The following is an 11,500-nucleotide window of genomic DNA, read 5'->3' as shown; positions in this document are numbered from 1 at the left end:
ATTATTACGTGTTTTTATGGTGCTAACGTCATTTTTTGCGCTGATATTCATGCGCTCACGGTGTTTGTTCACATGCAAATAGATGCTTTTTCATTTTTTTAAGATTTTTATTAAACTTTTTTCATAAAGAATATTGACACTTGGTTTAATGGATTGTATTATTTAACTTGTCCTTAAAAAAGAAATGCGGAAGTAGTTCAGTGGTAGAACACCACCTTGCCAAGGTGGGGGTCGCGAGTTCGAACCTCGTCTTCCGCTCCAATAACATTTCGGCGGCCTAGCTCAGCTGGCTAGAGCGTACGGTTCATACCCGTAAGGTCGGGGGTTCGATCCCCTCGGCCGCCACCATAATTGGCCCCTTGGTCAAGCGGTTAAGACACCGCCCTTTCACGGCGGTAACACGGGTTCGAATCCCGTAGGGGTCATACTGCAAAATGGCTTAGAAGTATTTTCTAAGCCGTTTAAATTGTCGACAAAAGGCATCAAGAGTGAAGTTTAACTCCTTGATGCCTTTTGTTATTTTTTGTGTTTTTAAAAATACTGAAGTGAATCTTTTGTAAACAAGAACCGATCTACATGTTGAGCACCACATGGCAAGCCCATCTTCAGCGAAAATCAACATCCATATTATTGGTTTACAATACCGTACAATTGGCATCAGCACTTTTAGTATGCCTCTTTTCTAAAACTGTGGCATACTTATGGTAAAATGCACATGTTATTAGGAGGTTACCTTTCTTTGAGTTTATTAACGAAAGCAGCTTTAATTTGCGGGAGTGGCTCTATGATTATTCTCGTATCCATACTCATTAACTTACCATTTGCTATACAAATATTTTTACTCCTTACTGGTCTAGTCGTAAGCGTATACGGCGTGTACTTGCTCGTAAAAATGGTGTCCCAGCCAGCGCAAAAGACAGTTAAAACAACACAGGAGCAACCTGCACCTGCTCCTAAGAAGAAGAAAAGACCAACCTCAACATTATAAGGTGTTTTCTTTATTTACGTAGTTTCAATCTTTTGGAATTACGTTTTTTTGACCCTTATCATTCCAAATGTACATATTCTATAGACTTTAAACCAAAAAAGATTAGCCTTTGTCATAAACAAAAGCTAATCTCCGTTCTATTTAATACACTTTTTCTACGATTAAAACAGTCAGCAAACTACCCTCTTCTAGCCCCGCGACCACCACGTTTTGACTCTGTAGCACGTTTTAATGTTGCTAAACGCTCATCACTATCTTTTAAGAAACGTGCCATTTTTTGCTCAAAGTTTTCCTTCGGCTGATGGCGTTCGTTACGATCGTTAGAACGATTGTCACGACGCGGACGTTGAGGACGCTCTGGTCTCTCAGCTTGAGGCTTTGCTTTACGGATTGAAAGACCAATCTTTCCATCCGCTTCAACATTCATCACTTTTACTTCAACTTCATCTCCAACTTTTAGATGCTCATTGATATCTTTTACATAATTGTCAGCAACTTCACTGATGTGTACTAAGCCTGTTTTGCCGTCTGGCAGCTCAACGAATGCTCCAAAATTTGTGATTCCTGTTACTTTACCTTGTACCTTGCTGCCTACTTCAATTGACATAAAAAAAATGCTCCTCCTTAAAAATTAAGCGACTCTTTTGAGCCATGTAATCAATTTAATCAAACTTTTTACTTCAATAAGTTTCTCTTTTCATTATATATAACTAAAAAAGAGTGTCAACAATACATAGCTTTTCAGTCGTCTTTTTTATCTTCCTTATCTGGCATAATGAAAATAATTTCGCCTTCCTCAGATAAGAAGTACTCTTTACGCAATAACTTTGCAATATACTCATCATCTTCTAATTGTTTAATTTTAAGATTAAGTGAATCCTGTTCCTCTTTTACCTTCATCAAATGCTGATTGGCTTCTTCTTTTTTCTTTTCCTTTGTAGCTAGCGTTTCAGACTGATGGGCAAGTATATTTAAGAGAAAGGCGATGATAACGACTGGCGCAATCGCAAAAAAGACAATACGACGCATTTTTCGTTTACGCGATTGCACTTTATGATTTATAGCCTTATCCGTGTTACGGACATAGTCATTATCAAGCTTGGTGTAGTTTTTCTGTTCATCTTTTGATGAATGACGTCTAGTCATGCCCGCACCTCCGAAGTTATTGTTGTCTTTTATTATACTTGATATATCGAAATTTTTTTAATAAAGTGTAGGACAAATACGAATAAATTTTGACAAAAGGCCTTAAGACGAACGCAGCAATTTTAATGAATATCTGTAATATTTGTCGAATAATAGCGATTATTAATCGGACAATAAACCAAAAAGGTCTCCATGTTATATTCACTACAATGCGTGCCATGAAACGTAAAAAGGTTTGAAAAAAAGTCTGATATAAAAATATACCAGCAATCTGCGCTAGCGGGTCGTAAGCCCGCCACGCGCCGTCTTTTAGCCAAAATAATAAATAATACGTTAACCCTCCAAGCAGAATCCATGTCAGCAGCTCTAACACCATCATCCACTTTCGGAGGCTTGACTTTTTTGGAGTTGAAAAAACTATGAGCCTTACACTATCAATAATAAATCCCACTGCTATACCGCTCACAACCATGACTAATAGCTGAACGAATTGCTGACTAACAATCATCCAAACAATTTATGAAGGAAACCTTTCGAGAAGCCACTTTCCTCCTCGTCATACTGCAAGGTTTTTACAGTTCCTTCAAGTGTCAATAACCCTTTGTCAACATCTAAGTGAACGATATGCAGTTCCTCTCCACGAATCAATAAATGCCCTTGGGACGTCTTGATAAAAAACTCTTCCTGATCAAAGCGTTCAATTGATTTTACAGAAGTCATGTCCATTCTTTTACGATTACGAATCGTTAAAATATGCTCTCCAGATGGAATTGTGTAACGATTACTTTCTTGATGTAGCGTCATTTTTTTCCTCCTTTAGTCGTCCTAGCTTCTGTTCACTTTATGCGGACAACCTTCAAAGCATGACAAACTTTATGGAAGTTACCTTACTTTTAAGAAGAAAAATTTATAACGGTACCTATTCTGCTATCCATGCACTTTGGTAAAACTGCCATCTGATTGCTGGCAATTCGGCACAAATCTATATTATCACTAGCACCTTATCGTCTTTTTAGCTAGCGTTTTGCCCGCCTATATTAGCGGCAAGTATCTACTAAAATAATTTTCATTAGTCCTCATCATCAATAAATTCAGGCTCAACCTTTTCAAGACGCTCTTCTTTTAAAATTGTAAACATCTTTGCAGCATCTTCTTTTTTCACTGTATCACGTAATTCTTCCACACGTGCTGTGACAATTTTTTGACCGAAGCGAATCGCTAATTCATCGCCAGCCTTCACACTGCTACTAGCTTTCGCTACTTTACCATTAATAGTAATACGACCTTGGTCAGCGACTTCTTTTGCTAACGTACGTCGTTTGATTAATCGTGAAACTTTTAAAAATTTATCTAATCGCATGTTTTTACTCCTTCTCAAGCTGCTTGGCTTCATCCCAAAAAGCATCTAATTGTTCTAGTGTATAATTTGAAAATGGCTGACCGCTCGCCTTTACTTTCGCTTCAACATAGCCAAAACGTCGTGCAAATTTCTCATTTGCATGCAACATTGCTTCTTCAGGTGATAGCTTATAAAAGCGCGCTAAGTTTACAAGTGTAAACAAAACATCTCCAAATTCATCGAGTCGTGTTCCATTAGATCCTTTCGCCACTTCCTGACGAAATTCCTGCCACTCTTCCGCAAACTTATCCCAAGCACCTTCTACATCTGGCCAATCAAAGCCAACTTTTGCAGCCTTTTTTTGATAATTGTATGCCGTTTGCAACGCGGATGACGGGCGGTATTCTTCTTCCAGCAGTGGTTTGTCACTAATACCCTTTTCTTCTGCCTTTATCGCTTCCCAATTAGCGACAACACCATCTGCATCCTCCACTGATACATCTCCAAATACATGAGGATGTCGACGAATCATTTTTTCACTAACGGAAGCCAACACGTCCTCTAGTGTGAAGTAGCCTTGGTCTTCTCCAATTTGTGCATGTAAAAATACTTGTAGTAACACATCTCCAAGTTCTTCAATCATTGCAAAATCATCTTCTGCATCTACAGCGGCCAAATATTCATGTGCTTCTTCCAGTAAATATTTTTTAAGTGATTCATGTGTCTGTTCTCGGTCCCACGGGCAGCCGTTTGGCCCACGTAAAGTAGCAATTATTTGGCGGAATGTTGTCCAATCACGTAAAGCCTCTTCCTGTGATGTGACTGGCGGTACATAAACCGTTGTTAAATTATTTACTTCAACGCTTTGATCTAGCTCATACAGTGGCACTGTTACAAGCTTTTCTTGTGAGGAACCCGCTGCTGTAACAACGGTTACCGGATATTCATCATGATATTTTTCCATCAATGTCAGCTTTACTTCAGATGCACTAAATGTATCATATACTTGCGCAATTAAAATGTGCTGACGCATATTAATGTCATGCATGGAAAAGCTAGTGCCATCTAGTAATTGAAAGCCCTCAATCGGATCGATTTTTAACGCACCAAAAATAGGATCTAAGAAGCTTTGTCCGCCTTCAATCACTACCTTCACTTTACCTTCATCCGCAGCTTCAATCAGTAATTGCACTGTTTGCTCTGCCACTAGCGGATGGCCTGGCACAGCATACATAACATCTCCAAATTTAGTCGCTTCAATTAATCGTTGTGCAATTTCTTCATACACTGGCTGGAACGTATGATGCTTTTCATAAATTGCATCAAAGCTTTCAAACTGTAAGCCTTCGTTAGCTAACTCATCTAATACAGGATGATCCACCGTCCGCACAAATAACTTTTCGGCTGCCATTAATTTTTTATAAACGCCCATTTGCAACTGACTGAAATCACCAGCGCCAAGACCAATTATTGTTAATGTATTATTCATTCATTCCACCTACTTCTTTCGATTTAACCATAGTTGATAAACTGCCATTCTTCGACCAAAAGGCAGTAGATACCATTCTTTTTCAGCCAGTACTCGTAGCTTGGCAATGCACGTAATCATAACAAATGCACCAATACAAACCGCACTAAAACCAGCAACCACTGCCACTAAACGTTGAGATAATAAACCATCTAATAAAGATGGGGTAATTTGAAGCCAAAGTATGACTACTATTGCCATACATAATGATGCAATGCTAATCTTTTTGTAAAAACTAGCAGGTGCTAATTGCATACCCGTTAATTTTTTTAAGTAAAAAACAAGCGCTAATGCTGTGAACAACAGGCCCACATTATTTGCAATAGCAGCACCTAAAACACCTAATGTCCTAATTGTGAACACATTTAGCAGCACTTTCAACGAAAAACCTGTCAATAAAAACAGGGCTGGCTTTTTTAATTTCCCAAAACCTTGCAAAATCGCTGTAAATGTCAAAATAATAGACAACGGTACAATTTGGAGTACATATAGCATTAGTACTTCCGATAAAGCATCTGTTTTAAACAGCATTGTATTTATATAAGGCATCACTAATATTAACCCTAGTGAAGCAGCCCAGCCAAATAATATAGAAGCTCTATATGTCAACTGTATAAATGGCAACGCACTACGTCCATTTTGCTTATTAGACATATGGGCAACGAGCGGAACGATTGCTAGAGATAATGAGGCAGCAATGACAACACCAAGTTGCACTAATGGTTGTCCACGATCGTAAATCCCTTTCGTTTCCTTCGCTATCGTGTGGTCCATCCCGCTATCTATTAATAGCGAATAGATAGTAAAAGAATCGACTAGTTGATAACCAAGCAGTAATAAACTACTCATACTTACACTTAAACTTAGTAGTGTCACTTCTTTTAACACCGGAAAACTGGCTAAGCGTTGTTGCTGTTTTCCTATAAATGAACCAAAGCGTTTTCTAAAGAGATACGCAATTAATAATAAGCCTACGCCTTCTCCAATAACAGTCCCGATAATCGCCATTTGGCCAGCACCGTAGAGAGATTTTGACGTCGCCATTATGATAAATGTACCGGTCAAAATAACAGAAACCCTTACCGTTTGCTCCAAAACTTGTGCATAAGCAATTGGCTCCATAATCCCTCTGGATTGAAAGCCTCCCTTAAAAATAGCAAGTGCCGGCATAACCAATACAATAAATGACCCCGTCCGTAATAAAGGAGCAAGATTTGCATCTCCCATCATTTTCGCAATGACGTCCGCACCAGCAAATAATGCAACAAAAAATATCCAGGAGAGTATCGTTAAATAACGAAATATAATGCGCATAATGCTTCGTCTTCTCTGTGTACGTTCTTCCACATCGACCACACAATCATTATCGGCTAGCATTTTGGAAATTGCTACAGCAAAACCACTCGATGTCCATACTACAAATATGGATATTACAGGATACACTTGTTGGTAAATATAAAATCCTTCGTCACCTACAAGGTTTTGAAAAGGCACACGATAAATTGCGCTTAAAATCTTCACAATGAGTGCCGCAATGGTTAATAATGCTGCACCCTTCATGTAACTTTTCATACCAAATCGTTCCGACATACATTGTCCTCTTTCCTTCGTTTAACAATGCCAATAGTATAGCATACCTCAAAAGTTTGACGCTCACCTGAACAATCTTTGCTATCAGCAATGCTTTATGTATACAAAAAAAGTTATTGTTCACCCTAAAAAGAGTTATGACAATAACTTTCGATGTTCATTAATTATTCATTTGTTTTGATAAGAAGTTAGCAGCTGTTTCCACAACTTTTACTTCTACTTCGCCAACAAAATGTACTTTAGATAAAACAATGATACAACCAATAGGATCCCCGTTCACCATGATTGGTGTTGCACAATAGGATTTAACTTGCTCATATTGTCCAGGAACAATTTCAATTGTTGTTTCCATCTTCTCAATTTTTGTTGAACGCTCGTCCATAAAACCTTCCGCAAAGGATGTAATACGACGATTAATGTATTCCTTCTTACCAATCCCTGCAACAGCGATTACTTCGTCACGGTCTGTTACAAATGCCGGTGTGCCTAGTGTTTCATATAATGTTTCCACATATTCACGGGCGAATTCTCCTAAATCATTAATTGGAGAATATTTTTTCAAAATGATTTCACCTTCACGGTCCGTATAAATTTCTAACGGGTCACCTTCACGAATACGTAGCGTTCTACGAATTTCCTTTGGTATTACCACACGTCCTAAATCATCTATACGACGAACAATTCCTGTTGCTTTCATGCTAAACTGCCTCGCTTTCGTATTCATTAAAATTTTTCTTCAACAATAGTATGGTTTTTCTTGAGACAATCTATGCAAAAAATGAACGAAAAGGATTATGAATCCAACATTAATTTTTTTAATAAAAATTTGTCTTTTCATACAATAAGGCTGAACTTGCCAATTTGTCAACAAGTTCAGCCTTTTTTCACATATTTTTTTTGGAATTTGCAATAATCTGCATTATTTCTTCTAATATATCAAAATGATGGTATTTTATGCATTTACGCTCATCAATTGTCAATATCAATTGCTTACTATCCATACCGAAGCCAACAGCTCGCTCAAACTTCATCGTCTCGCTTACAATTTTACTTCCATCCACTTTGGCTGAACCTTCCTCCGATAGCAAAATGGAGATGACCTTTTGCTTTTCCTTAATAGAAGAAACACCCATTTCTAATCCCCAAATCTTCATGCGGGCAATACGCAGTAAACGTTCTGTTTCGATTGGTAAATCACCAAAACGGTCTTGTAATTCTTCCATAATTTCTTCGTATTCATCCACTTGGTCCATCGCTTTAATGCGCTTATACATCTGAATTTTTTGATAGCCGTCTGGTATATACGCATCAGGAATGTAACCATCAACGTTGAGTAAAATCTCTATCTCTGGTTTCTCTTCTTTTTTCACGCCAGTTTGTCGCTCTGCAATTGCCTCTTCTAGCATTTGGGAGTACAAGTCGAAACCAACTGAATCAATAAAGCCATGTTGTTGCGCACCTAATAAATTCCCAGCCCCTCGAATGGATAAATCACGCATAGCAATTTTAAATCCAGAACCGAGCTCTGTGAACTCTTTTATTGCTTGTAATCGTTGCTCAGCTACATCTGTCAGTACTTTGTCACGTTGATACATAAAGTAAGCATATGCCACTCGATTCGAGCGACCTACACGGCCACGTAATTGGTAGAGCTGTGCTAACCCCATTCGATCTGCATCATGGACAATCAGCGTGTTCACATTCGGAATATCAACACCTGTTTCGATAATTGTAGTTGTTACTAAAACATCATAATCCCCTTCAATAAAGGCTAAAATCACAGACTCCAATTGTGATTCCGTCATTTTGCCATGAGCATAGCCGATACGCGCTTCAGGGACAAGTATTTGAATCTCTTCAACTTTACGTGCCATATCCTCTACTCGATTGTATAAGTAAAATACTTGACCACCACGCGCCATTTCTCTCTCAATGGCTTCGCGTACAAGTGCCCCACTATGCTCCATAACATAGGTTTGTACTGGGAAACGATTGGCAGGAGGTGTCTCAATAACCGATAAATCACGAACACCTACCATAGACATATGCAAAGTTCTCGGAATAGGCGTTGCGGTTAATGTTAAAACGTCCACATTCGTTTTTAATTGTTTTATTTTTTCCTTATGGGTAACACCAAAACGCTGTTCTTCATCTACAATTAATAGACCAAGATCTTGGAACGTTAAATCTTTAGATAAGATTCTATGAGTCCCTATTACAATATCTACTTGCCCTTCTTTTAATCCTTTTAAAGTCGCTACTTGCTCTTTTTTCGTACGGAAACGAGATAATAAACCAACATTGATAGCAAAATCCTGAAATCTATCACGGATTGTCTCGTAGTGTTGTTGCGCTAGAATCGTCGTAGGCACTAAGAAGGCAACTTGTTTACCGTCCTGAATAGCTTTAAAAGCTGCACGAATGGCTACTTCTGTTTTACCATAACCTACGTCACCACATACAAGGCGGTCCATCGGGCGTTCACGTTCCATATCACGTTTCACTTCAACTATGGAACGAAGCTGATCTTCCGTTTCTTCATAAGGGAACGATGCCTCAAAATTCCGTTGATCGTCATTATCCGGTGCAAAAGCATGCCCTTTTTCTGCTTCTCGCTTGGCGTATAGCTTTATTAAATCATCTGCAATATCTTGTACGGCAGAGGAAACCTTTGCTTTTGCTTTTTTCCACTCTGCTCCACCTAATTTATGTAGCTTCGGTTCGCGGTCTTCAGATGCCACATATTTTTGAATTAAATCGATTTGCTCCACAGGTACATATAATTTATCGTCTGCACGATAGCGTATATGCAAGTAATCCTTATGTGTGCCATTGACTACAAGCGTTTCTACACCAATGTATTTCCCAATCCCATGATGCACATGCACGACAAAGTCGCCAGCTTTAATTTCTGTATAGCTTTTAATACGCTCTGCATTTGTCATTTTTTGAGGGCGCGATTTTTTCTTTGCTTGTTGTTTAAATAATTCATCCTCTGTCACAATTGCCAGACGCTGCAGTGGTAGTTCAAAACCACTCGATAATCCGCCTTCTACAATGTATAGACCTGGGTCATGAGGCTCTCCAATGGTTGCATGAATATCATATTCCTCAAGCATTTCCTGTACACGTTTCACACGGTTTTTATCTCTAGCTACGATAAGAACGGTAAATTTACCAAGCTGCCATCGTTCAACTTCACTTTGTAATAATGCCATTTGTCCGTGGAATTGTTGCATCGGTTTACATGAAAAATTAGTCGTTTTAGAAAAGGTAATACCTGCAAACGTACGAGAAAATAGCGAGAAATAAAGCTTCTGCTGCGACAGCATCGCCAATATTTCCTTTAAAGAAAAGGCTGGTTTCACATCATGTACCATTTTCCCCTCTTCGATTAGCGATAAAAACCATTCTTCCTCTTCACGTTCCCATGCATCCATTACTTCTTGAATACGACCTAGCTCATCAAATAATACAATGCCATTTTGTGCAAAATAGTCACCTAAATAAGCTGTTTTATCATATAGCAACGAGCCATATTTATTTACAAAGTCAGGTAAGTTCCCTTGTTGCAACAATTCTATATCATACTGAATATGTTGATACAGCAGCTCTTTCGTCTCTTGCTTCTTTACTTTTTTCAAGCTTGTCGCTAACGCACTTTCTAATCGACCTGCTAACGCAATTCGCTCTTCCATTGTCAAAATCACTTCTGATGCAGGTAAAATACGCACTTCTTGCAATTTATCAATCGAACGCTGGTCATCCGCAGAAAATGTACGAATGGAGTCCACTTCTGTATCAAATAACTCGATTCGAATCGGTGCCTCTAAATAGGGAGGATAAATATCCAAAATCCCTCCACGCAATGCAAACTCCCCAGGTGTCGTTACCATTGAATTACGAACATAGCCCATAGCTACGAGCGTCTGTAACCATTCCTCAATTTGTACTTCTTGTCCGACTGCTGTCTGTAAAAAATAATGAATCCAATGCTCTTTTGGTGGCATTATTTTTCGTAAACCGGCAATCGGGATAATATAAACAGCTTTTTCACCTCTCGCTAGGCAATCAAGCGTCGCAATACGCTCTGCTCGAAGCTCTGGCGAGGCAACTGCTAAGTCAGCAGCAATAAATTCATCTGCTGGGTAATAGTGAACATGTTCCTCTCCCAATAACCCAACAAGCTCATCCGCCATCTTTTGCGCCTGCAATAAATTGGGTGACACAATATAAATGGGTTTTTGGACATGTTCAAATAACGCATCGACCATAACTGGACGTGCGCTTCCTGTTAAACCTGTAATAAGCTGTGATGCTGTATTGCCGCTCTGAATCTCCTGTAAAAATGATGTGATATGTTTGTCCTGCGACACAAGCTGTCGTAAAACTTCCACAGTCAAAAGCTCCTTTCAGCGCGAAAATTCTAATTATTCAATGTGTTTTATACTATTATTCTAGTACAATATTACACATTCCCATTGTCTAATTATCATGTTCACCTTTGTGTAATTGTCCTAGTCAGTTCATTTTTAGTTTAAAAAGATGACTCTCTAATCATTCATCTGTATTAATTTTTTTTCGTATGATTAAAAGCAGCATAACCATGTGCTTCAAAAAATAAAAACGGAAAAAGCTTTGGACGCACACATTGTGCGCCAAAGCATCCTTCCAATTATTGAATCCATTTATTGAGTGCGTGATAATCTGGATATTGTCTAAGCGAATCCTCACATTGCTCACAAATGCAGTGGACAGTTGTTTCACCTTGTTGATTCTTTTCAACATAATCGTCTGCCTCACCTAACTCAAAAATATGCAACTTTCGAATTGTATCATCTGCATCAAATGGTAGTGTTCCTATTTCTACTTCACAATGCCTACATCGGTAGCGAATTGCCATCTCCAA

11 protein-coding genes and 3 tRNA genes are annotated in these 11,500 nt (G+C 38.7%); 4 read left to right on the top strand and 10 right to left on the bottom strand.

Going from position 1 to position 11,500, the window contains the following annotated elements:
- Positions 1–186 precede the first annotated feature (186 nt).
- The 4 genes from MKY08_RS00440 (at position 187) to MKY08_RS00425 (ending at position 988) form a co-directional block, all read left to right on the top strand.
- A tRNA-Gly gene (locus MKY08_RS00440) sits at positions 187–261 on the top strand.
- A gap of 10 nt (positions 262–271) precedes the next feature.
- Positions 272–348 (top strand) — tRNA-Met (locus MKY08_RS00435).
- Positions 349–353: 5 nt separating this feature from the next.
- Positions 354–425 (top strand) — tRNA-Glu (locus MKY08_RS00430).
- A 314-nt stretch (positions 426–739) separates the two neighbouring features.
- Positions 740–988: a hypothetical protein gene (locus tag MKY08_RS00425; RefSeq protein ID WP_024362603.1), complete on the top strand. Its 249-nt coding sequence runs from the start codon at positions 740–742 to the stop codon at positions 986–988.
- Positions 989–1,166: 178 nt separating this feature from the next.
- Here MKY08_RS00425 and MKY08_RS00420 read toward each other — a convergent pair whose 3' ends face one another.
- From MKY08_RS00420 to MKY08_RS00375, 10 genes are all read right to left on the bottom strand, one after another.
- Positions 1,167–1,595, bottom strand: coding sequence for a S1 domain-containing RNA-binding protein (locus MKY08_RS00420; protein WP_024362602.1), 429 nt, complete (start codon positions 1,593–1,595; stop codon positions 1,167–1,169).
- Between the two features lie 134 nt (positions 1,596–1,729).
- The gene (locus MKY08_RS00415; protein ID WP_069510841.1) at positions 1,730–2,134 is read right to left on the bottom strand and encodes a septum formation initiator family protein; all 405 of its coding nucleotides are present in this window, start codon (positions 2,132–2,134) and stop codon (positions 1,730–1,732) included.
- Between the two features lie 16 nt (positions 2,135–2,150).
- On the bottom strand, positions 2,151–2,642 hold the full coding sequence (gene yabQ, locus MKY08_RS00410; RefSeq protein WP_024362600.1) for a spore cortex biosynthesis protein YabQ: 492 nt from the start codon (positions 2,640–2,642) through the stop codon (positions 2,151–2,153).
- The gene (gene yabP, locus MKY08_RS00405; RefSeq protein WP_004229167.1) at positions 2,639–2,938 is read right to left on the bottom strand and encodes a sporulation protein YabP; all 300 of its coding nucleotides are present in this window, start codon (positions 2,936–2,938) and stop codon (positions 2,639–2,641) included. Before yabP ends, yabQ begins: the two co-directional genes overlap by 4 nt.
- 265 nt (positions 2,939–3,203) lie before the next feature.
- A complete protein-coding gene (locus MKY08_RS00400; RefSeq protein ID WP_024362599.1) occupies positions 3,204–3,494 on the bottom strand; it encodes an RNA-binding S4 domain-containing protein in 291 nt (96 codons plus the stop codon).
- A gap of 4 nt (positions 3,495–3,498) precedes the next feature.
- Positions 3,499–4,962, bottom strand: coding sequence for a nucleoside triphosphate pyrophosphohydrolase (gene mazG / locus MKY08_RS00395; RefSeq protein ID WP_069510839.1), 1,464 nt, complete (start codon positions 4,960–4,962; stop codon positions 3,499–3,501).
- Between the two features lie 9 nt (positions 4,963–4,971).
- Positions 4,972–6,591, bottom strand: a complete 1,620-nt coding sequence (locus tag MKY08_RS00390; protein ID WP_069510837.1) for a polysaccharide biosynthesis protein — start codon at positions 6,589–6,591, stop codon at positions 4,972–4,974.
- A 160-nt stretch (positions 6,592–6,751) separates the two neighbouring features.
- Positions 6,752–7,288 (bottom strand): stage V sporulation protein T, encoded by a 537-nt coding sequence (spoVT, locus tag MKY08_RS00385; RefSeq protein WP_024362596.1) that lies wholly within the window; start codon positions 7,286–7,288, stop codon positions 6,752–6,754.
- A gap of 187 nt (positions 7,289–7,475) precedes the next feature.
- On the bottom strand, positions 7,476–10,988 hold the full coding sequence (mfd, locus tag MKY08_RS00380; protein ID WP_069510835.1) for a transcription-repair coupling factor: 3,513 nt from the start codon (positions 10,986–10,988) through the stop codon (positions 7,476–7,478).
- 278 nt (positions 10,989–11,266) lie between these two features.
- Positions 11,267–11,494 carry an anti-sigma-F factor Fin gene (locus MKY08_RS00375; protein ID WP_069510833.1) on the bottom strand — a complete coding sequence of 76 codons (228 nt, stop codon included), beginning with the start codon at positions 11,492–11,494 and terminating at the stop codon, positions 11,267–11,269.
- Positions 11,495–11,500: the final 6 nt, after the last annotated feature.

This window comes from Lysinibacillus sp. FSL M8-0337 (assembly GCF_038593855.1).
GTDB classification, from domain to species: Bacteria; Bacillota; Bacilli; order Bacillales_A; family Planococcaceae; genus Lysinibacillus; species Lysinibacillus sphaericus_D.
This window is presented reverse-complemented; position numbering and strand designations above follow the sequence as displayed.

Coding starts and splice junctions, on each gene's coding strand:
- MKY08_RS00375 (WP_069510833.1), bottom strand. CDS start 11,494: ATGGCAATTCGCTACCGATGTAGGCATTGTGAAGTAGAAATAGGAACA.
- MKY08_RS00415 (WP_069510841.1), bottom strand. CDS start 2,134: ATGACTAGACGTCATTCATCAAAAGATGAACAGAAAAACTACACCAAG.
- mazG (WP_069510839.1), bottom strand. CDS start 4,962: ATGAATAATACATTAACAATAATTGGTCTTGGCGCTGGTGATTTCAGT.
- MKY08_RS00400 (WP_024362599.1), bottom strand. CDS start 3,494: ATGCGATTAGATAAATTTTTAAAAGTTTCACGATTAATCAAACGACGT.
- MKY08_RS00420 (WP_024362602.1), bottom strand. CDS start 1,595: ATGTCAATTGAAGTAGGCAGCAAGGTACAAGGTAAAGTAACAGGAATC.
- spoVT (WP_024362596.1), bottom strand. CDS start 7,288: ATGAAAGCAACAGGAATTGTTCGTCGTATAGATGATTTAGGACGTGTG.
- MKY08_RS00390 (WP_069510837.1), bottom strand. CDS start 6,591: ATGTCGGAACGATTTGGTATGAAAAGTTACATGAAGGGTGCAGCATTA.
- yabP (WP_004229167.1), bottom strand. CDS start 2,938: ATGACGCTACATCAAGAAAGTAATCGTTACACAATTCCATCTGGAGAG.
- yabQ (WP_024362600.1), bottom strand. CDS start 2,642: ATGATTGTTAGTCAGCAATTCGTTCAGCTATTAGTCATGGTTGTGAGC.